The organism is Frigoribacterium sp. AC394 (assembly GCF_979258095.1).
In genome coordinates, this window is record NZ_OZ409834.1 from 1611159 (window position 1) to 1635286 (window position 24128).

At 72.4% G+C, this 24128-nt stretch carries 20 protein-coding genes and 2 pseudogenes; 9 read left to right on the forward strand and 13 right to left on the reverse strand.

Features of this window, described 5'->3' with window-relative positions; translation table 11 throughout:
- Positions 1-6: 6 nt before the first annotated feature.
- Both ACZZY9_RS07415 and ACZZY9_RS07420 read right to left on the reverse strand, forming a co-directional pair.
- Positions 7-1263: a nucleotide sugar dehydrogenase gene (locus ACZZY9_RS07415; protein ID WP_463463609.1), complete on the reverse strand. Its 1257-nt coding sequence runs from the start codon at positions 1261-1263 to the stop codon at positions 7-9.
- 91 nt (positions 1264-1354) lie between these two features.
- Complete coding sequence (locus tag ACZZY9_RS07420) at positions 1355-1762, reverse strand: DUF3151 domain-containing protein (protein ID WP_463463610.1); 408 nt, start codon at positions 1760-1762, stop codon at positions 1355-1357.
- A 100-nt stretch (positions 1763-1862) separates the two neighbouring features.
- Here ACZZY9_RS07420 and ACZZY9_RS07425 point away from each other — a divergent pair, with 100 nt between their 5' ends.
- Positions 1863-3920: a glycosyltransferase gene (locus tag ACZZY9_RS07425; RefSeq protein ID WP_463463611.1), complete on the forward strand. Its 2058-nt coding sequence runs from the start codon at positions 1863-1865 to the stop codon at positions 3918-3920.
- Here ACZZY9_RS07425 and ACZZY9_RS07430 read toward each other — a convergent pair.
- The gene (locus tag ACZZY9_RS07430) at positions 3886-4539 is read right to left on the reverse strand and encodes a TrmH family RNA methyltransferase (protein WP_463463612.1); all 654 of its coding nucleotides are present in this window, start codon (positions 4537-4539) and stop codon (positions 3886-3888) included. The genes ACZZY9_RS07425 and ACZZY9_RS07430 overlap by 35 nt on opposite strands.
- A gap of 110 nt (positions 4540-4649) precedes the next feature.
- Between ACZZY9_RS07430 and ACZZY9_RS07435 the strand changes: the two genes are divergently transcribed.
- Entirely contained in the window at positions 4650-5462 is an 813-nt protein-coding gene (locus ACZZY9_RS07435; protein ID WP_463463613.1) for an HAD-IIA family hydrolase, read from the forward strand.
- A gap of 28 nt (positions 5463-5490) precedes the next feature.
- Here the strand turns inward: ACZZY9_RS07435 and ACZZY9_RS07440 are convergent, their stop codons facing one another.
- The 5 genes from ACZZY9_RS07440 to pyrE all read right to left on the reverse strand — a co-directional run bounded on the left by ACZZY9_RS07440 (position 5491) and on the right by pyrE (position 10142).
- Complete coding sequence (locus ACZZY9_RS07440) at positions 5491-6528, reverse strand: ketoacyl-ACP synthase III (RefSeq protein ID WP_463463614.1); 1038 nt, start codon at positions 6526-6528, stop codon at positions 5491-5493.
- On the reverse strand, positions 6525-7196 hold the full coding sequence (locus ACZZY9_RS07445; protein WP_463463615.1) for a NeuD/PglB/VioB family sugar acetyltransferase: 672 nt from the start codon (positions 7194-7196) through the stop codon (positions 6525-6527). The genes ACZZY9_RS07440 and ACZZY9_RS07445 overlap by 4 nt, the downstream gene beginning before the upstream one ends.
- A complete protein-coding gene (locus ACZZY9_RS07450; protein ID WP_463463616.1) occupies positions 7193-7420 on the reverse strand; it encodes a phosphopantetheine-binding protein in 228 nt (75 codons plus the stop codon). Before ACZZY9_RS07450 ends, ACZZY9_RS07445 begins: the two co-directional genes overlap by 4 nt.
- Before the next feature lie 125 nt (positions 7421-7545).
- On the reverse strand, positions 7546-9594 hold the full coding sequence (locus tag ACZZY9_RS07455) for a hypothetical protein (protein ID WP_463463617.1): 2049 nt from the start codon (positions 9592-9594) through the stop codon (positions 7546-7548).
- On the reverse strand, positions 9591-10142 hold the full coding sequence (pyrE, locus tag ACZZY9_RS07460; RefSeq protein ID WP_192061571.1) for an orotate phosphoribosyltransferase: 552 nt from the start codon (positions 10140-10142) through the stop codon (positions 9591-9593). Before pyrE ends, ACZZY9_RS07455 begins: the two co-directional genes overlap by 4 nt.
- Before the next feature lie 109 nt (positions 10143-10251).
- Between pyrE and ACZZY9_RS07465 the strand changes: the two genes are divergently transcribed.
- A complete protein-coding gene (locus tag ACZZY9_RS07465; protein ID WP_463463618.1) occupies positions 10252-11088 on the forward strand; it encodes an exodeoxyribonuclease III in 837 nt (278 codons plus the stop codon).
- Between the two features lie 57 nt (positions 11089-11145).
- On the opposite strand, the gene ACZZY9_RS07470 is transcribed toward ACZZY9_RS07465, so the two are convergent.
- From ACZZY9_RS07470 to ACZZY9_RS07480, 3 genes are read right to left on the reverse strand one after another with little or no spacing between them, the layout of a single operon-like run.
- Positions 11146-12066: an AEC family transporter gene (locus ACZZY9_RS07470; protein ID WP_192061573.1), complete on the reverse strand. Its 921-nt coding sequence runs from the start codon at positions 12064-12066 to the stop codon at positions 11146-11148.
- Positions 12067-12100: 34 nt separating this feature from the next.
- Positions 12101-12811: a sugar transferase gene (locus ACZZY9_RS07475; protein WP_463463619.1), complete on the reverse strand. Its 711-nt coding sequence runs from the start codon at positions 12809-12811 to the stop codon at positions 12101-12103.
- Positions 12804-13976 (reverse strand): DegT/DnrJ/EryC1/StrS family aminotransferase, encoded by a 1173-nt coding sequence (locus ACZZY9_RS07480; protein ID WP_463463620.1) that lies wholly within the window; start codon positions 13974-13976, stop codon positions 12804-12806. Before ACZZY9_RS07480 ends, ACZZY9_RS07475 begins: the two co-directional genes overlap by 8 nt.
- Before the next feature lie 103 nt (positions 13977-14079).
- Between ACZZY9_RS07480 and ACZZY9_RS07485 the strand changes: the two genes are divergently transcribed.
- The 6 genes and pseudogenes from ACZZY9_RS07485 (at position 14080) to ACZZY9_RS07510 (ending at position 21931) form a co-directional block, all read left to right on the forward strand.
- Positions 14080-15129, forward strand: a complete 1050-nt coding sequence (locus ACZZY9_RS07485; RefSeq protein WP_371740810.1) for a threonine aldolase family protein — start codon at positions 14080-14082, stop codon at positions 15127-15129.
- Positions 15130-15213: 84 nt separating this feature from the next.
- Complete coding sequence (locus ACZZY9_RS07490; RefSeq protein WP_463463621.1) at positions 15214-17718, forward strand: M60 family metallopeptidase; 2505 nt, start codon at positions 15214-15216, stop codon at positions 17716-17718.
- Positions 17719-17845: 127 nt separating this feature from the next.
- Positions 17846-18448 carry a nitroreductase family protein gene (locus tag ACZZY9_RS07495; RefSeq protein WP_463463622.1) on the forward strand — a complete coding sequence of 201 codons (603 nt, stop codon included), beginning with the start codon at positions 17846-17848 and terminating at the stop codon, positions 18446-18448.
- A gap of 92 nt (positions 18449-18540) precedes the next feature.
- Positions 18541-19056 (forward strand): annotated as a pseudogene (locus tag ACZZY9_RS07500) (M60 family peptidase N-terminal accessory domain-containing protein); the annotation flags it as partial.
- 52 nt (positions 19057-19108) lie between these two features.
- Positions 19109-19879, forward strand: a pseudogene (locus ACZZY9_RS07505) (M60 family metallopeptidase); the annotation flags it as partial.
- A 375-nt stretch (positions 19880-20254) separates the two neighbouring features.
- Positions 20255-21931 (forward strand): putative mucin/carbohydrate-binding domain-containing protein, encoded by a 1677-nt coding sequence (locus tag ACZZY9_RS07510; RefSeq protein ID WP_463464649.1) that lies wholly within the window; start codon positions 20255-20257, stop codon positions 21929-21931.
- A gap of 135 nt (positions 21932-22066) precedes the next feature.
- Here the strand turns inward: ACZZY9_RS07510 and ACZZY9_RS07515 are convergent, their stop codons facing one another.
- Positions 22067-23065 carry a glycosyltransferase family 4 protein gene (locus ACZZY9_RS07515; protein WP_463463623.1) on the reverse strand — a complete coding sequence of 333 codons (999 nt, stop codon included), beginning with the start codon at positions 23063-23065 and terminating at the stop codon, positions 22067-22069.
- A gap of 31 nt (positions 23066-23096) precedes the next feature.
- On the reverse strand, positions 23097-24116 hold the full coding sequence (galE, locus tag ACZZY9_RS07520; RefSeq protein WP_463463624.1) for a UDP-glucose 4-epimerase GalE: 1020 nt from the start codon (positions 24114-24116) through the stop codon (positions 23097-23099).
- Positions 24117-24128 lie beyond the last annotated feature (12 nt).

Below are 24128 nucleotides of genomic sequence, written 5' to 3' on the forward strand. Positions count from 1 at the left end.
CCCGCGTCAGAGGGCGACGACGTGGTCGCCCGTCAGCACGTGGCGGGTGTCGAAGGTGGGCACGCCGTGCAGGAGCGACAGATCGACGCCGTCGTGGTCGGTGACGACGACGGCGGCGTCGACCTCGGCCACGACGTCGCGGACGAGATCGACCCGGCGGATGCCCTCAGGCCAGTACCGCTCGTGAACGTGAGGATCGACGGCGACGACCTCGGCGCCCTGCTGCAGCAGCGACTGGGCGATCTTCAACGCCGGCGCCTCGCGCACGTCGCCGGAGTTCTTCTTGTAGGCCAGACCCACGAGCAGCACGCGCGACCCGCGGACGGAACGCGAGCAATCGTTGAGCATCGATTGGACCCGCTCGACGACGTGGTCGGGCATGTGCTCGTTGACGTCGTTCGCCAGATCGACGAACCGGAACGGCTGACCCAGCTGGCGACGCACCTGCCACGACAGGTAGCTCGGATCGATCGGCAGGCAGTGCCCGCCGACGCCCGGGCCGGGGGTGAAGCGCATGAAGCCGAACGGCTTCGTGGAGGCCGCGTCGATGGCCTCCCACACGTCGACGCCGAGGCGGTGGGCGAACACGGCGAGCTCGTTGACCAGCGCGACGTTGACGTGGCGGAAGGTGTTCTCGAGGAGCTTCGTCAGCTCGGCTTCGCGGGTGCCCGAGACCGGGACGGTGCGGAGGACGAGGTCGTCGTAGAACCGCGTGACGGCCGCCAGCGAGGCGGTGTCGATGCCCGAGACGACCTTGGGGGTCTCGACGAAGCCCCACTTCCGATTGCCCGGGTCGATGCGCTCGGGGCTGTACCCGACGTGGAAGTCCCGCCCGGCGCGGAGCCCGGAGCCGTGCTCGAGCAGGGGCACCACGAGCTCCTCCGTCGTGCCCGGGTACGTCGTCGACTCGAGGATGACGGTGGCTCCGTGCCGCAGTCGCCCCGACAACGACCTCGAGGCGCTCTCGACGAACGAGAGATCGGGCAGCCCGTCTCGGAGCGGCGTCGGGACGGTGATGACCGCGACGTCGAAGGCCTCGCCGATCTCGTCGTAGTCGGCGGTGACCCGGTAGCGACCAGAGTCGGACGCCGCCCGGAGGGCCTCGTCGGTGACGTCGTCGACGTACGACGAACCCGCCAGGAGACCGCCGATGCGATCCAGGTCGAGATCGACGCCGACCACCCGGTACCCGACCTCGACCGCCCGCATCGCCAAGGGCAACCCGACGTACCCCTGCCCGACGACCACGACTGTGCTGCTCATGTCAACGCCCCTCTCGACGCCCCCTCGTGGGGAGTCTGGGACGATCTAAGCACAGACGATATAGCAACCGAAGAATATTACATGGGGCTGTTCATGACTCGATGCCGGCGACGGCCGCCGGGTCGGCGTCGTGCAGGAAGGTCGCGAGGCGCTCGACCTCGGAGGTCTCGCCGATGGCCGCCGCGCCCCGACGCAGCGCGTAGAGGGAGCGGAGCACCCCGCGGTTGGGCTCGTGACTCCACGGGACGGGGCCCTGGCCGCGCCAGCCGGCGCCGCGGAGGGCGTCGAGTCCGCGGTGGTAGCCGACCCGTGCGTAGGCGTAGGCCTCGAGATGGGCCCCTCGCGCCTCCGTCTCGTCCGACAGGAGGGCCCAGGCCAGCGACGACCGAGGATGCGCGGCCGCCACCTCGGCGCGGGTCATGGTCTCGAGGGCGGCCAGCACCTCGGGCTCGGCGGGCAGGAGCGTCTCGGGCACACCGAGGAGGTTCTGAGAGGGCATGCGGATCAGGTTATCCGGCGACGGGGCGGATCGCCTGACCCTTCCGATCCACGGTATTTCATGTAAAGTATCTCATGTTTGCCGATCCGACTGGAGAATGATGTCCGAGCCCCTCGAGCCCCTCGTATCCGTCGTCATCCCCGCCATCGCGGTCGACGACCTCCTGCTCGAAGCGGTCTCCTCGGCGCTCGGCCAGACGTGGTCGCGGCTCGAGGTCGTCGTGGTGCTCGACGGGGCGACGGGGGACGAGAGGGACCTGCCGGTCGACCCGCGCCTCCTCGTGGTCCGCCTCGAGCGACGGAGCGGGACGCCCGTCGCCCTGAACACGGGGATCGCCGCGTCGCACGGCGAGTTCGTCGCCCGTCTCGACGCGGACGACCTGGCCGAGCCGCAGCGCATCGCGCGGCAGATGTCGGTCTTCGCAGCGCGACCCGAGCTCGTGGCCCTCGGATCGTCCGTCACGGTCGTCGACGCCGAGGGGGCGCCCCTCCGGCATCTCGTCGCCCCCACCGGGCCCGATCTCCGACGCATGCTGCTCACGCGCAACGCCCTGACGCACTCGGCCACGACCTACCGCCGCGCGGCGTTCGACCTCGTCGGCGGCTACGACACGCGCTGCACGCGCATGCAGGACTACGACCTGTGGCTCCGCCTCGCGACCGTCGGCCCGATCGACAACGTGCCCGAGGCGCTCATCTCCTATCGCGTGCACGAGGGGCAGCACAGTCGGCGGACTCCACCGTGGGGCCCGGCGACCCGCAGCGTGCTCGCGGGCCGGCGCCGACTCGCGGCCGCGCTCGGCTCGCCGCCGGCGGCGCAGCGGGCCCGCGATACGGTGTGGACCGCCGCCCAGCTCGTGCGGCACCTGGGCCTCCGCCGCCCCCGGTACCTCCCCTCCCGCCTGACGCGGGGTCCGCGCCGGGGCGTCCTGCTCGTCACGACCGCAGACGCCAGCCTCGACGTGCTCTACGCGGGGCAGCTGCGGCGCTGGATCGCGCGGGGCGTCGGCCCGCTCGCGATCGCCTCCGCCGACACGGGCCGTCTTTCGGCGGTCGGGCGCCGGGAGCACGTGTCGACGCACGCGCTCCCCCTCGTCCGCGAGCCGGCTCCCGTCGACGACGTGAAGGCGCTCGGGGCGGCGACGAGGCTGCTGCTGCGTCTTCGCCCTGCCGTCGTGGTCTACGGGACGCCGAAGGCCTCGCTGGTCACGGCCCTGGCGGCGACGATCGCCCGGGTGCCCCGACGGGTCCATGTGCTGCACGGGCTGCGGCTCGAGACCCAGACGGGTCTCCCCCGTCGCATCAGCCTGCTCGCGGAGCGCCTCGTGGCCGTGCTGTCGACCGAGACGGTGGCGGTGAGCCGCCCCCTCGTCGACGTCTGCCGCGAGCTCGGCATCCCGACCGGCCGCACGACCGTGCTGGGCCACGGCTCGGTGGGCGGCGTCGACGTCGAGCGCTTCGAGGCGGCGGGTCGCGACCCCGAGCGGCGGCGCACCGTCCGGTCGGCGCACGGCATCGACGACGACGACCTCGTCGTGGGCTTCGTCGGGCGGGCATCCGTCGACAAGGGGCTCGTCGAGCTCGTCTCGGCGGTCGACCGACTCCGCCGGGAGGGCCTCGCCGCGCACCTCGTGATCGTGGGCCCCGACGAGGGGCTGACCGACCTCCCGCCCGAGACCCGTCGGCTGCTCGGCCAGGAGGGGTTCGCCTTGCACGGCCCCGTCGACCATGCGTCCGAGGTGCTGGCCGCGTTCGACGCGTTCTGCCTCCCCTCGCACCGCGAGGGGTTGGGCTCGGTCGTGCTCGAGGCGAGCTGCGCCGGGGTGCCCGTCGTCGTGAGCGACGCCCCGGCCCTCGCCGAGGTCGTGATAGACGGCGTCACCGGACTCGTCGTCCCCCGACGGGACGACGTCGCGCTCGCGGACGCCCTCCGCACCGTCCTGACCGATCGGCGAGCCGCCTCGGCCCTCGCCGCGGCCGCCGCCGCCTCGGTGGCCGAGCGCTTCGATCACCGTGACGTCTGGGATCGGGCCGCCGAGCACCTCCTCGGGCACCTCAGCGCGGCGGGCGCTGCGAGCGCCGCGGACAGCGCGAGCGCAGCGGACCTCGCGAGCGCCTCGGGCGTCAGAACCGGTGCCGACGCACCCACGCGTGCATGACCACGGCGGCCGCCGCCGACGCGTTGATGCTGCGGGTCGAGCCGAACTGCGAGATCTCGAGCACGGCGTCGGAGGCCGCGATGGCCTCGTCGCTGAGGCCCGGGCCCTCCTGACCGAAGAGCAGCACGCAGCGCTCGGGCAGGTCGAACGTCTCGATGGGCACCGATCCCTCGACGTTGTCGACCGCCAGGACGGGCAGCCCGGCCTCCCGTGACCACGCCAGGAAGGACGCGACGTCGGGGTGGTGCAGCACGTGCTGGTAGCGGTCGGTGACCATCGCCCCGCGCTTGTTCCACCGCCGCCGACCGACGATGTGGACGGTGTCGGCGGCGAAGGCGTTCGCGCTCCGCACGATCGACCCGATGTTCATGTCGTGCTGCCAGTTCTCGATGGCCACGTGGAAGGGATGGCGGTGCTCGTCGAGATCGGCGACGATCGCCTCCATCGTCCAGTACCGGTACCGGTCGATCACGTTGCGGGAGTCGCCGTCCCGGAGCAGCTCGATGTCGTAGCGCTCGTCGCCGGGCCAGTCGGACTCGCCGCCCGGCCAGGGCCCCACGCCGTGCAGGGGCTGCAGGGCATCGGCCGGCGTCGGGTCGGAGGCGTCGTCCTGGGGCATCAGGCCAGGGTACGGGTGTCCACGTCCAGGAGGCGCGCCTCCTGGACTCCTGGAACGTCGCGTCGCGAGGGCGAGGGCGGGAACCGGGGGCACCTCAGTAAGGTGGCCGCATGGCTACCCGCGACGAAGTCGAATGCTGGCTCACCGACATGGACGGCGTGCTCGTGCACGAGAACCACGCTCTGCCGGGGGCGGCCGCACTGATCCAGCAGTGGCAGGACGAGGGCACCCCGTACCTGGTGCTGACGAACAACTCGATCTTCACACCGCGCGACCTCGCCGCCCGGCTGCGGGCCTCGGGGCTCGACGTGCCCGAGGAGCGCATCTGGACGTCCGCACTCGCGACCGCCGACTTCTGCCGTTCGCAGATGCCGAACGGCTCGGCGTTCGTGATCGGCGAGGCCGGCATGACCACGGCCATGCACGAGGCCGGGTTCATCATGACCGAGACCGCCCCCGACTACGTCGTCGTGGGCGAGACGCGCAACTACTCGTTCGACGCCATCACCAAGGCCGTGCGACTGATCCGCAGCGGCTCGCGCTTCATCGTGACGAACCCCGACGCGACCGGACCGAGCGCCGAGGGGGTGCTGCCCGCCACAGGGGCCATCGCGGCGATGATCCAGGCGGCGACGGGCAAGTCGCCGTACGTGGTCGGCAAGCCGAACCCGATGATGTTCCGGTCGGCCATGAACCGCATCGGCGCGCACAGCGAGAACACGGCGATGATCGGCGACCGGATGGACACCGACATCATGGCGGGCATCGAGGCCGGCCTGCACACCATCCTCGTGATGACCGGCATCAGCGATCAGGCGGAGATCGAGCGGTACCCCTTCAGGCCGAACGAGATCCTGACCGGAGTGCACGAGCTCGTGCGGACCGAGCCGGTCGAATCCGACGTCGTCCCGTCGGAGTTCTGACCCTCAGCTCGGCCCGCTCGACGGCGGATCAGAGGTCGACGACCACCGCCGCCCAGGACAGTCCGACGCCGAACCCGACGAACACGGCCTTCTGCCCGCGGGACACCTGCCCGCTCGCCAGCCCGGCTTCGAGCGCCAGGGGGATGGACGACGACGTCGTGTTGCCCACGTCGTGCATCGCGACGACGAACCGGGCAGGATCGACGCCGAGCTTCTTGCGCAGGGTCTCGAGCATGAAGGCGTTCGCCTGATGGAGGATGAACACGTCGATGTCGTCCATCGTGACGCCGGCCAGCTCGAGTGAGCGGTCGACGACCTCTTTGACCACCCGCAGCGAGAACGTGAACACCTCGGGGCCGTCCATGTACAGATCGCGACCCGACGGCACCAGGCCGCGGGCCTCGGGCAGCGACTTCGGCGCGAACACGGACGGGTCGGCGAGCCCGCCACCCGGGACGATCAGGTGCGGCGCCCCTGAGCCGTCGGTGCCGTAGGCGAGACCGGTGAGGGCCGGCGACTCCGCCGACGCCGTCACCAGGGAGGCGCTGGCGCCGTCGCCGAAGAGCGACCGCAGCTGCCGGTCGGCCGGGTTGATGAAGCGGGTGAGGGTGTCGACGGTCACGAGCAGGATCGTCCGGGCCTGCCCCGACTCGATGAGGGCCTTCGCGATCCCGAGGGCGTAGACGTAGCCCGAGCAGCCCACGGTGAGGTCGAGCGCGCCGACACGGGTCGGGAGACCGAGCCGGTGCTGCACGAGGGAGGAGGTAGCCGGCATGGCGAAGTCGGGGCTCTGCGTGCAGAGCAGCAGGAAGTCGATGTCGTCGCGATCGACGCCGTGCTCGCGGAAGAGCCGCTCGGCCGCGCCGACGGCCAGGTCGGACGAGGTCTCGCCGTCCACCACGTGGCGGCGGACGATGCCCGTCTTCGCCGCGATCCGGTCGACGTTCGCGGGGGCGAAGTCGCGGTTCAGCTCGTCGTTGTCGACGACCCGCGGGGGGACGAACGACGCGACCGGCCCGAGGGCGGCGTAGCGGAAGGGAGCCGAGGAGGCGCGGGTCGCGCTCATCGCGCCGCCCCCGGGAGCATCACGGCCGGCACCCCGAAGACCGTCGACCCGGGGCGGACCCGGCGGAGGACGACGCTGCCGGCGCCGACGCGGGCCGAGGCGCCGACCTCGACGCCCGGGCGCAGGATGGCGCCCGTGGCGACGAACGCCCGGTCGCCGACCGTCACCCCGCCGAGCAGGGCGGCCCCGCCGCTGACGGTGGCGACCTCGCCGACGACGACGTCGTGACCCAGGACCGCGGACGTCTGGAGCCAGACGTGCGCCCCGACGGTCACATCGGTCGAGACCACGACGAACGGATAGACGACCGACCCCTCGCCGATACTCGACCCCGGGAGGAGGACGGCCGTGTCGTGGATGAAGGTCGCGTAGACGGCCCCGGCGGCGTCGAGCCGCTCGACCACGGACGCCCGCGACCGCGGCTCGCCGATCGCGCACAGCACGAGGTCGGAGGAGTCGGGGACGTACGCGTCGATCGTGGAGACGACGGGTGCCGGCGACCCGGGTCGTGCGCCGGAGTCGTCGATGAAGACGATGTCGTCGATGCGCTGGTCGGCGAGGAACCGCGGCGACGACCGCACCATGGCGAGCAGCTCACGACCGGCCCCGCCGGCGCCGACGAGGACGAGGCGACGGCGCGTCTCGACGGGATCGAGACCCCCGGTCACGCGAGGACGGGTGCGGTCAGGGCCTGGACGTCGGCCAACGTGACGCAACGGGCCAGCGCCTCGGCGTCGACGACGACACCGCATGAGGAGTCGGCCTCGGCGATGAACATGGCGTTGGCGAGGGAGTCCCAGCCGATGTCGGAGAGGCGGTCGGTCAGGGCCACGGAGCCGGGCTCGGCGTCGACGAGATCGGCGGCGAGGGTGAGCAGGTCGGTGTCGTTCATGTGTCCTCACGGGGTCGAGGAGCACGGCCGTGCTCCGACCATCATGCTACCCGTGGTACATGTATTTCACAATATCAATCCTCACTTTCCGTGAGGCGCACCGGTCGGCTCGAAGAGCGGCCGATTCAGAGCACGGCCGAGACCACCGCCTCGGGTCGCATCATCGCGTCCGACGCGACGGCGACCAGCGCCGCCGGGCCGCCGGAGGAGGCCGCCTCGGGTGCGGCGAAGGCCGATCCGACGAGGAGGAACAGGACCAGCAGGGCGAGCACGACGACCACACCGGCCGCCGCCCCCAGCAGGATCTTGCGTTCGCGAGGCCACGCCTCGATGCCGCCACCCGAGGAGGTGCGGCGCGGCCGGGCGTCGTCACCGCGCCTCCTCGGACCGGGCTCGTCGATCGGGGCCGACGACCCGGAGGGGGCGGAGAAGCCGGCGAAGGGGTCGGACTCGGGCTCCGTCGCCGCCGAACGGCGGCGTCTCGGGCCGGGCTCGTCGTCGTCGTCGCCGAACAACGGGACGAAGGGCGCATCGGACGGCGTCGACCGTGCCCGGCGAGGCAGGACCGAGGTCGCAGCGTCGTCGGCGGGCTCGTCGTCGACGACGTCGTGCTGCCCACGCTCGGAGGGATCGTGGGCGCCTCGCCTCGCGCTGGACTCCGAGTAGTCGGAGTCGACGGGGTCGACGTCGTCGGAGAGCGACCACGAACCGGCCGGCAGGGTCTCAGCGGAGTCGGGCTCGGCGACGGGCTGGCGGACGATGCCGAGGATCTCGGTGAACGTCGGTTCGTACTCGTCGTCGCGGTCGGAGGGCGACGGATCGCCGGCGGTGTCGTGCGGAGCCGGTTCGGGCGCAGCCGCCGCCGGCGCCACGGCCGGCGGGGGCAGCTGACCCGCCGCCTCGGCGAGACGTCGCTCGCGGCGCGTCATCTCGTGGTGCTCTTCCACCCACCAGGGGTCGGCCGACGACGCGGCGGCCGGCGTCGTCACGCCGACGGGGGCCGGGTCGGAGTCGCCGCCGGGGGCCTGGACGGGCTCGGGACGGGATGCGGGCTCGGGCTCGGCTTCGGGCGCAAGCGCAGGCTCGGGCTCGGGAGCGGGCTCGGCGTCGGGCGCAAGGGCAGGCTCGCGTGCGGGCTCGGGCTCGGGAGCGGGCTCGGCTTCGGGCGCAAGGGCAGGCTCGGGGTCGGGTGCCGCCTCGGCCGCAGGCTCGGGCGGAGTGCCGGAGGGGGCGCCGGGCACCGGCAGCGCCCGGGTCTCGCTCAGGGGCGCGGGCTCGGGTGGATCGACGACGGGAGGGGCGTGGTCGACGACCCGCTCCTCCTCGGGTCGGTCGTCGGCGGGCAGTGTGAACGCCCGCGTCTCGACGTCGGAGGTCACGATGTCGTGCGCCTGCGTGGCCGGCAGGTCGCCTTCGGACTCCGGCCCGGATTCCGCCTCGGGCTCCGCCTCGGAGGGGAGCGCGCTCCAGTCGAAGGTGCGCGGCTCGGCGGCGAGGTCGGACGCGGTCGGGGTCGTGAGGATCGCGGTGAACGGGCCCGGCTCGTTCGTGGTCGCAGGGGTGCCCGGAGGATCGGCAGGAGCCGAAGGCGCGGGCGGCGACGCGGGTGCAGGGGTCTCGAGCGGGGGCCGCTGCTCGCGAGGCGGGGCCGCAGGGGCCCCGTGCTCGTCGGCCGCAGCCTCGGAGGCTTCGGAGGGCGGTTCGGTCGGGGCCGGCTCGGTCGAGGCGGCCCGGCGCAGCGCCGCGAGATCGAGCGCCATGGGGTGCCCGGAGCTGCGCGAGACGGTCGACTCGTCGGTGGGCGCCGGGGGGACGGGCAGGGACGGAGCGCGGCGCGGCACCACGGGGACCACCGGGACGGGCGCGGCGACGGCGCTGGGCGACGCGGGCTCGGGGTCCGTCGCGGGGGCGGAGGCCGACGCGGGGGCGGGGGCCGACGCGGGCCCGGTCTCCGCCTCGGGCTCGGACGACTCCGTCACCGGCTCCGCCACCGCCTCCGGAACGGGTTCGGGCTGCTCGGGCTCCGTCGCGGGGTCGGGGCCGGGCTCCGTCGCGGGGTCGGGGCCGGGCTCCGACTCGCGCTCCGGCTCGCGGCCACCGAACTGCGCGGCGAGCCAGTCGGCGGAGTCGCGCTCGGCGTCGTCGGCGTCGCGACCGGTGGCCTCGTCGGTCACGGCCGCAACCCGAGATCGTCGAGATCGATGGCGGCGAGATACGGGTAGCCGGCGGCCTCGATGACCTCGCGAGCGCCGGTGCTGCGGTCGACGACGACGGCCACGGCGGCGATCTCCGCGCCGACGGCCTCGAGCGCCTTCGCGGCCGCGAGCGGCGAGCCCCCGGTCGTCGACGTGTCTTCGAGCACGACGACCCGCTTGCCGGCGAGCTCGGGGCCCTCGACCTGCTTGCCGCGCCCGTGGTCCTTGGGCTCTTTGCGGACCACGAAGGCGTCGTAGTCCTTGCCGAGCGCGACACCCTGGTGCAGCACGGCGGCGGCGATCGGGTCGGCGCCCATGGTCAGACCGCCGACGGCGAAGACATCGGGGACCTCGTCGATGAGGTCGACCATGACCCGGCCGATCAGCGGGGCGACGCGGTGGTCGAGGCTGACCTTGCGGAGGTCGATGTAGTAGGTCGCCTTCTTGCCGCTCGTCAGAGTGAAGTCGCCGTGGAAGACGGCTTCGGAGCCGATGAAGTCGATGAGCTGTGTGCGTGCGTCGGTCACGCGCCCAATGGTACGGCAGACCCCTCCACAGGCACCGGCCCGACCTCCTGCCGACCACGGGGGCGGCATCACGGGACCGGCACCGCGCCTCCCCGGTAGCGTGGTCGGCATGCGAGTCGCCACCTGGAACGTCAACTCCGTCCGCGCCCGAGTGGGCCGTGTCGTCGACTGGCTGGTGCGCGAGGACATCGACGTCGTCGGCCTGCAGGAGATCAAGTGCAAGCCCGAGCAGTTCCCGTTCGACGCGTTCCGCGAAGCGGGCTACGAGGTCGAGCTGCACGGCCTCAGCCAGTGGAACGGCGTGGCCTTCGCCAGCCGTCTGCCGATGGACGACGTCGAGATCACCTTCCCCTCTCAGCCCGGATTCGCCAAGGGCCAGGAAGGCCCCGATCAGCCGAAGGAGGCCCGCGCCATCGGCGTCACCGTCGAGGGCGTCCGACTCTGGAGCCTCTACGTGCCCAACGGCCGCGAGCTCGGCGACCCCCACTACGACTACAAGCTCGACTGGCTGGCGGAGCTCGCCGCCGAGACCCGGGCGTGGCTCGCCGAGAAGCCCGACCTGCCCCTGGCTCTGATGGGCGACTGGAACGTCGCGCCTCTCGACTCCGACGTCTGGGACATGTCGGTCTTCGAGGGCAGCACGCACGTCAGCGCTCCGGAACGCGAGGCCTTCGCCCGATTCGAGCAGGTCGGCCTCACCGACGTCGTCCGCCCGCGGATCCCCGAGGGCTACACCTACTGGGACTACAAGCAGCTCCGGTTCCCGAAGAACGAGGGCATGCGGATCGACTTCATCATGGGCTCGAGCGCGTTCGCCGACCTCGTGACCTCGGCCGCCATCCACCGCGACGAGCGGAAGGGCGACGCCCCGAGCGACCACGTGCCCGTCGTCGTCGACCTCGACCTCGACACCGAGCTGGACGACGATCGCCCGATGATCTTCTGACCGGGCGCGCAGCCCGACTCCGAGACGCGGGGTCGGGCGATGCGAGCCGGGCGCGGGCTACGCGAGCAGCGCCGCGATGACGACGAGCACCGGCACCGCGACGATGGTCGTGACGAGCACCGTGTCGCGGGCGACGACCACCCCCGTCCGATAACGCTGCGCGTAGTTGAAGACGTTCTGCGCCGACGGCAACCCGGCCAGCACGACCGCCACGAACAGCTCGTGCCCCTCGAAGCCGAAGACGAACGCGCCCAGCAGCCACGCGACGAGCGGCATCACGCCGAGCTTCAGCACCGTCGCGAGCACGACGTCGGCGCGACCCTCCCGGGCCTGCAGCGGTCGGGACCCGACGAGCGACATGCCGAACGAGATCAGCACCACGGGCACCGCGGCGCCGCCGACGAGCACGAACGGCTGCATCACGGCCTCGGGGATCTCGAACCCGGTCACGGCGACGACGACGCCGAGGGCCGACCCGATCAGCAGCGGGTTCGTGAACGGCCGGGCGATGGTCCGACCGAGGCTGCTGCCGCGATTGGTGGCGGTGTCCATGACGGCGAGCACGATCGGCGTGAGCACCAGCAGCTGGAAGAGCAGGACGGGCGCGACGAACGTGGCGCTGCCCAGCACGTAGGTGGCGACGGGCAGACCGATGTTGTTCGCGTTCACGTACGCGCCTCCCATCGTCCCGATGGCGGTCTCGGCCGCCGACCTCTTCAGCACGAGCTTGAGCACCAGCACCGAGATCACGGCCGCGACGAGCGACGCGGCGGCGCTGACCACCAGGAGGCGCGAGAACAGCAGATGGACGTCGGCCTGCGAGATGGTCGTGAACAGCAGGCAGGGCGTCAGCACGAAGAACACCATGCGCGACAGCACGTGGTGCCCCTGCGGCCCGAGGAGGTCGATGCGGCCGACGACGTAGCCGACGGCGATCACCGCCCCGATGATCCCGAACCCGATCAGCACTCCGCCCATGCACCCATCTTGGTGCAGACGGCAGGCGACGCGGTCAGGCCGTGCGCTCGCCCGACCCTCGGAACTCCGTCATCGTCGCGACACCGTCGGCCGAGACCCCCTCGCGCGACAGGACCACGCGCACCGTCCGCAGGAGGATCCGCGCGTCGAGCAGCGGGGACGCCTCGTCGACGTAGCGGACGTCGAGGGCGAGGCGGTCGTCCCACGGGATCGCGTTGCGGCCGGCCACCTGCGCCAGCCCGGTCAGCCCGGGGGCGACCTCGTGCCTCCTCGCCTGCTGCGGGGTGTAGCGGTCGAGGTAGATCGGCGGCAGGGGTCGCGGGCCGACGAGACCCATGTCGCCCCGGACGACGTTGACGAGACCCGGCAGCTCGTCGAGGCTCGTCGACCGCAGCAGAGCACCGAACCGCGTGAGACGGTCGGCGTCGGAGACGAGCCCGCGGCTCGGATCGACGGGCAGCATGCTGCGGAACTTCCAGAGTCGGAAGACCCGGCCGTCTCGACCCGCACGGTCTTGACGGAAGAGGATCGGGCGGCCGAGGCGCAGGGCCACCGCCGCGGCCGTCACGAGCAGCACGGGCGACAGCACGACGAGGGCGAGGGAGGCGGTGGTCGCCTCGAACGCCCGCCGCGCGACCCGGGCGGGTCGCGAGCGCCAGGCCGCACGCGAGACCCCGGCCGGACGCGTGGCCCCGGCCGGACGCGTGGTCCGGGCGGCGCGGCGCGCCCGCGCCGCGTCAGGCACGGACGCCCGCCGCATCGAGAGCGGCCGACAGGCGGGAGCAGACCCGATCGAGATCGCCGTCGTCGAGCACGGAGCCGCTCGGCAGACTGAGACCCCGGTCGAAGAGCGACTCCGCAGCACCCGACACCAGGCTCCCGTTCGACGCGAAGACCGGCTGCAGATGCAGGGGCTTCCAGAGGCGGCGGGTCTCGATCGCATCCGCCGCGAGGGCGGTTCCGACGATCCCGACGGCGGCGGGGTCGTCGAAGACGAGCGATGTCAGCCAGGCGTTGTCGGCGTGGTCGGCGGCGGTGAGACCGCCGGCGGACCCGGCATCGAGGCCGCCGTCGTGCAGCAGTCGCACACCGGGTCGATCGGCGATCAGCGTTCGATAGCGCTCGCGGATCGCGTGCCGCCGGGTGATCATGTCGCCGAGTCGAGAGAGCTGCGCCCGACCGAGCGCCGCCAGGACGTTGCTGAGCCGGTAGTTGTAGCCGATCTCGTCGTGCTCGTAGTGCGCGACCGGGAGGCGCGCCTGGCTCGCGACCCGCCGCGCGTCGGTCGCGAGTTCGGCGTCGTCGGTCAGCAGCATGCCGCCGCCCGAGGTGGTCATGATCTTGTTCCCGTTGAACGACACGGCCGAGGCGCGGCCGAACGAGCCCGCCGCCCGCCCGTGGCGGCTCGCCCCGAACGACTCGGCGCTGTCGCAGAGCACCGGAACACCGTGGGCCTCGGCGACCGCGCCGATGCGCTCGAGGTCGGCGACCCGCCCGTAGATGTCGACCGGCAGCACGGCCGAGACGGCCTTCCCCGAGGCGGCGAGCGCCGTCAGGGCCTCGTCGAGCAGATCGGGGCACAGGTTGCCGGTGTCGGGGCTGCAGTCGACGAAGTAGGGCACGGCGCCGGCGTGGACGGCGGCGTTGGCCGTGGCGGCGAAGGTGAACGAGGTCGTCACGACGAGCGAGCCCGGGAAGACGCCGAGACCGCGGAGGCCGAGATGGAGGGCCGCCGTGCCGGAGGACAGGGCGACGCCGTGACCCACGCCGACCCGGTCGGCCACCTCGCGCTCGAAGGCGTCCACCTCGGGGCCGAGCGGTGCGACCCAGCCCGAGCGGAGCGCGCGGTCGACGGCATCGCGCTCGGCGTCGCCGATATCGGGTGCGGACAGATGGATTCGCGACGCCATGGGTCTCCTCAGAGTATGTGACATACGGATATTACACGTGACTGAGGCTCAGGTCGAGGGCCGACCCGCGCCTCCTCGGCCCGCGGTGGTCGATGATGGAGGGGTGACGCGACTCCACGACCCCTCGGCCCACTCGTTCGCCTCCGACAACTACGCGGGAGCCCACCCCGAGGTGCTGCAGGCCCTGATCGACGCGAACGGCGGCCACGTCGGCTCGTACGGCGCCGACCCCTACACGCGGAGGCTCGCCGAGGTCGTCGTCGAGCAGTTCGGCGAGGGCGCCTCGATCGACCCGGTGCTGACCGGCACGGGCGCCAACGTGGCCGCGCTGCAGGCGCTGACGCCGCGCTGGGGCGCCGTGATCTGCGCGACGACCGCCCACGTCTACACCGACGAGGGCGGCGCCCCCGAGCGCCTCGGCGGCATCAAGCTGCTGACCGTGCCGACGCCCGACGGCAAGCTCACCCCCGAGCTGATCGACCGCCAGGCGCACGGCCGCGGCGACCAGCAGCGCCCCCAGCCGCTCGCGGTGACCATCACGCAGAGCACCGAGCTCGGCACCGTCTACACGCCCGACGAGCTGCGGGCGATCACCGACCATGCGCACTCGCTCGACATGCGGGTGCATCTCGACGGCGCCCGCCTCGCCAACGCGGCGGCCTCGCTCGGCGTGCCCCTGCGGGCGATCACCCGCGACGTCGGCGTCGACTCCGTCTCGTTCGGCGGCACCAAGAACGGCCTCGTGCTCGGCGAATCGATCGTGACCTTCACCGAGGAGGCGCGGGCCGGCCTGGTCTTCCTCCGCAAGATGGACGCGCAGCTGCTCTCGAAGATGCGGTTCGTCTCGGCGCAGTTCCTGGCGATGCTCGACGACGACCTGTGGCTGCGGTCGGCCACTCAGGCGAACGCCATGGCCACCCGGCTCGCATCCGGCCTGGCCGACCTGCCCGGAGTCACGATCACACAGGCGGTCGACGCGAACGCCGTGTTCGTGGTGCTGCCCCGGCACACGGTCGAGCCCCTGCGCGAGCTGCACCGCTTCTACGACTGGAACCGCGCCTCCGGCGAGGTCCGACTGATGTGCTCGTTCGACACGACGCCCGAGCAGGTGGATCGACTCGTGGCCGATGCGGCCGCGCTGCTGCGCCCATGATGACATTTCTGCATATGTAATATGTGATGTAACGTGAGGTCTTGTTCAGATCCGGCGTCCCGACGCCCCGAACCGAGGACCCACATGACATCGCTCCGCCTGCGCAACGCTCTGACCGCAGGGCTCGTGCTCGCCCTCGCCGCCCCACTGGTCGTGGCGTCGAGCCCGCATCCGCCCGCGGCCGCGACCTCGGCGTCGGCCGCGACTGCGGCGACGCTCTTGTCCGACGCCGTGCCCGGCGGCCCCCGTCCGACCTCGATCCGCCTCAGCGACGACGACGCGTCGACCACCGTGCTCGTCCACGGGCTGGGTTCGGCGAGTCAGGCGCAAGGCCGCGAGAACCGGTCGATGCGCCACAGCGACCGCCAGCCGACCGGGCGCTTCGCGTCGAACGGCGACACCCTGACCGTGACCGTCCCCGACAACGCCCCCGCCATGTCGATCGCCATCGGCCTGTTCGGGGCGCACGCGCCGCACAACGACGGCGCCGACCGCGGCCAGTGGACGACCGCGCTCACCTCGGGCGTGAACACGATCACCGCGCCCCTCGACGGAATGGTGCACCTGACGAGCACGGTCGAGGGCGGTTCCGCCGACGTGATCGTCGAGGGCGGACGCCCCGTGCCCGTCTTCGTCGCGGGTCAGACCACGAACGAGGTGCTGCGGGCCGAGATGACGCGCCTCGCCGACGCCCCGTTCGTGCAGGTGATCGGCGACCGCTTCTTCGGGGACTTCCAGACCGATTCGACGGGCACGGTGATCGTCCGGGTCGACATGGAGACCCGGGTCGCCGAGCTCGACCACGCCATCGAGGTCACGAACCGCACCTACGGGCTGCGTGACGACGGAACCGGACTCGCCCGCAAGTCCGGTCACCGCATCTACGTCGCGGCACCGGACACCGGCGGCGGCTATGCGAGCGCGACGCACGAGCGCGTGAACTTCCCCGTCCGGACGGGGGCCGCAGGCGACCTCTTCCGTGCCTCCGCCGACGATCAGTGGGGCTGGTGGCACGAGGTCGGTCATACCTATCAGACGCCGACCTTCAACTGGGGCGGTCAGGGCGAGGTGCTCGTCAACCTCTCGCCCCTCCACATCCAATCGAGCAACGGGTGGCCGAACCGGCTCGACCGCATGGTGGGCGGCTTCGACTCGTTCTTCGCGCAGCCGGTCGACGACCGGGCGTACATGTCGGAAGGCAGCCTCTGGACTCGACTCTTCCTCTACGACCAGCTGCGCCGGGCGTTCGGCGACGACTTCTACCCCCGGGTGAACCAGGAGTATCGCGTCATGCGCGCCCTGGGCGAGCAGCAGCCTGCGGACGCCGAGGCCCAGCGGCAGCTCTTCGCGGTGACGACGTCGCGCGTCGCCGACCGGGATCTCTCCGAGTACTTCCGACAGTGGGGCTTCGCTCTGGACGACGAGACGAAGGCCGCCCTCGCCGAGCTGCCGCCCCTGCAGAACCCGATCTGGGAGAACCGGCTGTCGACCGAGCCCGTCCTCGAGCAGGCGGTGCCCGCGTACAGCGTCCCGGTGGGCACGCTCGACGCCGTCGACGAGTCGGTCACCCTCGGTCAGCGTGCCCTCGTGACACCGCCGACGACGCGCGACCTCCGTGACTCCGACGGCCCGGGCGATGTGCGGGTGCTCGGCACGAGCCTCGACGCGGCGAGCGTCGGCACCGGCACGGCCCGACTCACCGCGGAGAACGACACCGGCGTCCGCGAGGTCCTCTCGACGCCGGTGACCGTCACCCCCGGCTCGTCGTTCCAGTTCAGGGGCCGACAGGACCGCGTCGTCGCGACCCTCGCCCTCGAGCCGACGACCGACGAGCTCCGGATGACGGCGGGGACGACCTACACGGCGCACTCGGACTTCGGCGCCGACGAGTACGTCGGAGCGACCGTCTACGACGCCCGGGGTCGCCAGCAGGGGTCCTTCTCCGTCGCCGGGCGCGACACCGCCCATGCCGCCGCCGCGGCGTTCGACGGGACCTCCGTCGGCGACGGCTGGTACATCACGATCCGCCACCGGGAGGCGGGCAGTCGCATGTCCCGCTGGGACGCCGACAGCCCCGTCGGGCGGAACGACGCGAGAACGCAGCACTACCGGGTGGTCGACGACCGCCTGATCGTCGTCGACTCCGTCCCGACCGCGCCAGACGGCTCGATCTCCGCCGTGCCGGCGAACGGCACGGTCCTGCTGAGCCGCGGTTCGTCGACCGCCGTCCCCGTCACGATGGAGGCGGTGGACCGGGTCACGTCGCTCGAGACCGAGCTCGTGCTCACAGCCCCTGCGGGCACCGTGTTCTCCGGATCGCAGGAGGCGCTGGTCACCGAACTGCGCCTCCCCGGCCGGTCGTGGGCCGTCACCGGCAGTGTCACCGCCACCGACGGCGTGGCGAGCGACGACGGTCGGACGCTGACGCTCACCGTCCGCGGGGCGAGCGGGCTCGATCTGCCCGACGGCGCGCGTCTGCGCTGGGCGCCCGTGGTCGCCGTCCCCGACGAGGGAGCGCCGATCGGCGGAGGCCTCGACTGGACCCTGACGGGGACCGCCGGGGGTGTGGCGGTCCCGACCGGGAGCTGACGACGAGCGGTGCGCGAGACGGGGGGGCGAGGAGGCGCGGGAATGACGGGTGCGCCCTGGTGCGTTACAGGATCGGTGGCCCGATGACGCGCCTCCTCGCCCCCTTCCCCCAGCAGAGAGTCGCGCCATGTCGATCACCGAGACCACCTCGTCCACCGCCGCCCGCACCGCCGTCACCAGCGTCCCGATCGTCCGCGAGCTCGCCGAGCGCTGGAGCCCGCGCTCGTTCGACGCCGCCGCCACGGTCAGCGACCAGCAGCTCGACGCCCTGCTCGAGGCCGCCCGCTGGGCGCCGTCGGCCAACAACAGCCAGCCGGCGCGCTTCGTCGTCGCCCGGCGCGGCACGCACCACTTCGACACGATCGTCGACGCCCTGGTCGGCTTCAACGCCGGCTGGGCCGTGAACGCCTCCGCGCTGATCGTGGCGATCGCCGAGACCTCGTCGGTGGAGGGCGATCTGCGCCCCACCGCCGAGTACGACCTCGGCCAGGCCGTCGCGCACCTGACGGTGCAGGCGCAGGCCGAGGGTCTGCACACCCACCAGATGGCCGGCGTCGAGTTCGAGCGCATCGCCGCCGCGTTCGACCTGGCCGAGAACCTGAAGCCGATGACGGTGACGGCGGTCGGCGTCGTCGACAGCGCCGACAAGCTGGCCGACGCCCTCGCGGAGCGCGAGACCGCGCCCCGCACGCGCCTGCCCCTCGGCGAGCTCGTCGTCGCCCGCAGCTAGGGCCCGGCGAGGCCGCCCGCCTTTCTGGCGGCCCTGATGCTTCCTCAGGTGTGTGATATTCTATATGCGATTTCACTGCCTCAGGGAGCCTCATGCATACGCGTCTCGTCCGTTCCGCCCTCACGACCGTCGTCGTGGCGGCGTTGACCGCCCCACTGCTCGTCGGGGCCGCGCCGCAGCCGGTGGCGGCGGCCTCGCCCAGCGACTCGAGCCCGTCCGCGGGGCCGTCGTCGAGCCACGGCGCGTCCGACGCCGTCGTCACGTCGTCGACCCCCGGCGGCCCCCGGCCGACGTCGATCCGCCTCAGCGAGGACGACGCGACGACGACGGTGCTCGTGCACGGCCTCGGCGACGCGCAGACGGAGAGACGGCGCGAGAACCGCCGGATGCGGCACAGCGACCTCCAGCCGACGGCCCGCTACGTCCGCGCCGGTGAGGAGCTGACCGTGACCGTACCCGAGGGCGCGCCCGGCCTCTCGCTCGTGATCGGTCTCTACGGAGCCCACTCCGAGCACAACGGCGGCGGGGCGCGCAACCGCCAGAACTCGGCACTCACCCCGGGCGTCAACGTCGTCACGGCGTCGCTCGACGGCATGGTCTTCCTGCGGAGCACCGTCGACGGCGGTTCCGCCGACGTCGAGCTTCTCGGGCGGCGAGCCCGTCCCGTCGTTCGTGCTCGGCCAGACGACGAACGACGAGCTGCGCGCCGAGATGGCCCGCCTGCCCGACGCCCCGTTCGTCACCGTGATCGGCGAGCGCATCTTCGGCGACTTCCAGCGATCGCGCACCGGCGCGCAGATCCTCGCCGCGGACGTCCCCGCGCGGGTGGCGATGTGGGATCGCAGCGTCGAGATCACCAACGACACCTACGGCCTGCACGACGGCGCCACGGGTGTCGCCCGCAAAGCCCCGCATCGCATCTACGTCGCGTCGCCCGACAACATCCCCGGCGCGTACGCGACGGCCAGCGACGAGAGCATCAACTTCCCGGCGAACGGGGCCGCCCGCGACCTGTTCGTGCGCGACGAGTCCCGCCTCTGGGGTTTCTGGCACGAGATCGGTCACACCTATCAGGCCCCGAACTACCTCTGGACGGGATTGAGCGAGGTCACGGTGAACATCTCGCCGCTGCACGTCGAGTCGGCGCAGGGCTGGTCGAGCACCATCGACTCCCCCGGTCACCTCAGCACCCTCGACCGCTACTTCGCCCGCCCGGTGGAGGAGCGTTCGTACGCGTCGTCGGGCACGAACGAGATCCTCTTCGACCACCTGCGTCGGGGGTTCGGCGACGAGTTCTACCCTCGCCTCAACCAGGAGATGCGAGTCATCGCCGCCCGGGGCGAGAGCGACTCGCTGACCGACGAGGCGAAGCGCCAGCTGTTCGCGATCACGGCGGCCCGGGTGGCCGACCGGGACCTCCGCGAGTTCTTCCGCCAGTGGGGCATCGCCCTGTCGCCGGCCACGTCGACCGCGATGGCCGAGCTGCCGGCTCTCACGGAGCCCATCTGGCAGAACCGGCACAGTCGCGACCTGATCCGCGAGTACACGATGCCGGCCTTCACCTACCCGACGGGCTCGATCGACCGGATCGACGAGCAGGTCGCCGTCGGACAGCGACAGCTGACCACCACCCCCGAGACCACGGGGCTCGCGAACTCCGACGGCGTCGGATCGATCCGGGTGCAGGATCACACCGTCCGCGCGAACGGGGCGGGGGTCGGTGCCGGAACGGCGGGAGTGACGGTCGCGAACGAGTCGGGCATCCGCGAGATGTTCTCGACTCCGCTCACCGTGCGACCCGGCAGCATGTTCGAGTTCATCGGCATCGCGTCTCGCTACATCGGCTGGATGGCGCTCGAGCCCGCCACGCACGAACTGCGGTTCTCCGCCTCGTCCGGCTACCCCAGCCACGACAGCTTCCGCGGGCAGGAGTACGTCGGCGTGACGGTATACGACGACCGCGGTCGCGAACGCTCGTCGCTCTCCATCGAGGGCCAGGACACCGCCCACTCCGTCGCGAAGGCCTTCGACGGCAGTCGCGCCGAGGACGGCTGGTACGTCGTCGTCCGACACCGCGAGGCGAACACGCGCCTGATCTGGTGGGACGACGACATCCAGCAGCCGCGCGATGCGGCGACCGTGCGCCTCCTGAAGGTCGACGGCACCCGCCTCGTGCCCGTGACGGCGATCCCCGGTCGCGGGGCCGCGGCGACGGTCGCTCGAGGCCTGCCCGGAGAGACCACCGACACCGCGCGGGTGGACGTCCGCTCACGTCAGTCGGGCGTGATGACGATCGAGGCGCCCGCCGGTACGACGATCGCCGACGCCCGGGTCCGCCGCACGGACGACGATCACGCGTGGTCGTCGATCGACTACGACTACGCCGACGACCGGCGGCGCGTGACGATCACGAGTCGGACCGGGGACGGCTCCCTCGCCTACGGCCCCGGCGGCGACAACCACGTCACCGTCTCGTTCGACGTCGCGGACGACGCCCCCGCCGACACCCTGCTCGGCGGCGGGCTCGCCGAGGTGACCGCGATCGGCGGGTCGACCGCCCTCGCCGGGGCTCACGTGTCCGTCTCCACGTCGTCCGTCGAGCACGGTGCGCTCTCGCCGAGGTCCGCTGAGCAGGTCACGCTGGCTCGAGGCGGCACCACCCGCGTGCCGTTCGAGGTCGCCGTCTCGACCGCGGCCCTCACGCGACCCACGGGGACGATCACCCTGACGGCGCCGTCCGGCAGCACCTTCGCCGCCGGCCAGGACACGATCCGGGGCGCCTGGTACCGCGACGACCTCCCCGACGGAGCCGGCATGCGTCTGACCGGCACCCGCTCGGCCGACGGGACCCGGTACGAGTACTCGTGGGCGCCCGTCGACGATGCGGCACCGAACTGGTCGTCACCCCGGCACGACGTGCTGCGCTGGTCGCTCGACGTCGTGACCGCCCGAGACGCCGACCCGGGGGCCAGCGCCCTCGGCTACGCCGTCACCGGCACCTCGGAGACCGGCGCCTTCGACGCCCGCGGCGGCACGCCAACCATCCCGGAGGGCGTCGCGAGCCTCGTCGCCGGCCAGGTCGACGAGACGGTGACCCTGCTGCGGGGAGGGTCGGCCCCCGTCCCGTTCGTCGTCCAGACCACGACCGCCCTCGACGGGCTCACCGGTCGCCTGGAGCTCATCGCTCCGGCCGGCACCGTGTTCACCGACGCCGAGGAGGCGCTGGTCACCCGGGTGCGCACCCCCGGGGGCCGGTGGGTCGCCACCCCCGACCTGGTGGTCGACGACGCGACGCTCGGGCGCGAGGGGCGCTCGATGACCCTGTCGGTGCGGACGACCGGCGATCTCGGGCTCGAACCCGGTTCGGAGATCCGCTGGGCCGCAGACGTCGAGGTCACGACCGGCGCGGCCGTCGGCGACGCCGACCTGCGCTGGGTCTTCAGCGGCGAGGCCGACGGACGAGAGGTCGCTGCGCGCGACTGACTCCTCGGCGTGCCGGCGGCGTCGTCCGCCGCCGGCTGCGCGTCGACGACAGCCCGGACCGATCGGGCGGCACCACACGGACGAGGAGGCGCGACCTGTCAGACAGGTCGCGCCTCCTCGGTCTCTCCGGTCGCGTCAGCCGGCCAGGCCGCGGTAGAGCTCGATGTGCGCCGCGACCATCCGCTCGATCGAGAAGCGCTCGCGCATCGGGGCGGCGTTGTCGGCGAAGCCCGCCGCGACGTTCTCGTAGTCGCGCATCAGGTCCAGCGTCAGCGGCAGCAGACTGCCGACATCGGCGACCTCGAGCACGGGGTGGGCGGCCGGCAGCTGCTCGACGACACCGCCGACCCGGAACGAGATCACCGGCAGTCCCGAGAAGCCGCTCTCGGTGACGACCGTGGGCTGCGCCTCCGTCCGTGACGCCACGACCAGGAAGTGCGCGTCGAGCAGGCGCCTCCCGAGCTCGGCACGGGTCTGCGGGCCGACGAAGGTCACGGCGTCGGCCACCCCGAGCTCGGCTGCGAGCCGCTCGAGCTCGGGCCGGAGGGTCTCGCGCTGCGACACGATGTCGAGCACGGCGGGGACCCCTTCGCGGCGCAGGTCGGCGATCAGCCGCACCGTGAGGTCGACCCGCTTGAGCTCGATCAGCTGCCCGACCGAGACGAACCGCCAGGGCTCGCCCCCGGCCGGTCGCCGACGAAGGCGCGATGGGAAGTGCGAGGGCTCGACGCCGTTCGCGATGACGTGCATCCGCGCGGGGTCGACCCCGTCGACGGTGTCGAGCACGAGAGCGCGCTCGGTCTCGCTCATCACCACCAGGGCGTCGCTGTGCCGATACGCGCCGGCGAGCACCCGCTGCTGCAGCCGCGAGGCGGGGGCCTCGGTCTTGTGCCGCGTGAAGACCACCTTCGACCGGGTCGGGGCGAGCAGACGCACGCACGACCGGGTCAGATGATTCAGATGCACGACGTCGTAGCCCCGCCAGCTGTTGTGCAGGCCGGGGGCCACGGGGGTCGCGTCGATGCCGGCCGCGACGAGACCGTCGAGGAGGAGCGACTCGCCCGACTCCTGCAGGTTGCGAGCACGGAACTCGGGGGATGCGCCGAAGATGGCGGCGTCGAGGAGGACGCGCATGATGATGACTCCTGTCGAAGGGGCGGGACGGTCAGAAGGATGTGACCGCGGTGGTGTCGTGGAGGCCGGATGCCCGCGCGGCGTCGGCCCAGCGCAGGGCGTCGGCGATGCCGTCGTCGACGGTCAGGCGCGCCTCCCAGCCGAGAAGGTCGCGGGCGGCCGCGACGTCGGCGAAGGCACCGGCCGTGTCGCCGACCCGCCGCCCCGCGACCTCGACCCGGGGGGCGTCGCCGACGACGCGTGCGAAGGCCTCGACCAGCTCGAGGACGGTCGTGCCCCGACCGGTGCCGAGATTGAGTGCGCGGAACGGCCTGGATGCGTCGACGACCTCGTCGAACCGGTCGACGACGAGGGCGTGCGCCTCGGCGAGATCCCAGACGTGCACGTAGTCGCGCACCCCCGAACCGTCTCGGGTCGGCCAGTCGACGCCGGTGACGGTGAACGGCGACCCCGCCTGCCAGGCGGAGACCAGTCTGCCGAGCGCATGACTCGGCGTCGGCAGCTGGAGGCCGGTGCGGAGCGCCGGATCGGCCCCGATGGGGTTGAAGTAGCGGAGTGCGACGGCCCGGAGGCCGCCGGCCGTCGCGCCGGCCTCGAGCACGCGCTCGACGACGGCCTTGGTGTCGGCGTAGGGACTGAGCGGCGCCAGCGGCGACCCCTCGTGCACGACGCCGTCGATCGGCGTCTCGTAGATCGCCGCCGACGAGCTGAAGACGACGCGATCGAGGCCGTTGCGCGTGAGGCTCGTCAGGAGGGAGACGGTGCGGGCGACGTTGCAGTCGAAGTAGCCGAGCGGATCGGCGACCGAGTCGGGCACGACGATCTTGGCGGCGCAGTGCACGACGACGTCGATGTCGGGGTTCTCGCGGGCGATCCGATCGATCAGGGCCGCGTCGGCGATGTCGCCCCGGTAGAAGCGGTGGCGCTCGGCGAAGGCAGCGACACCCGTCGACAGATCGTCGAGCACGATCACATCGTGCCCTCGGTCGGTACAGGCCGAGGCGATGGTGCTGCCGATGAATCCGGCGCCGCCGGTGATGAGAACCGTCACGGCCTCCCCTTC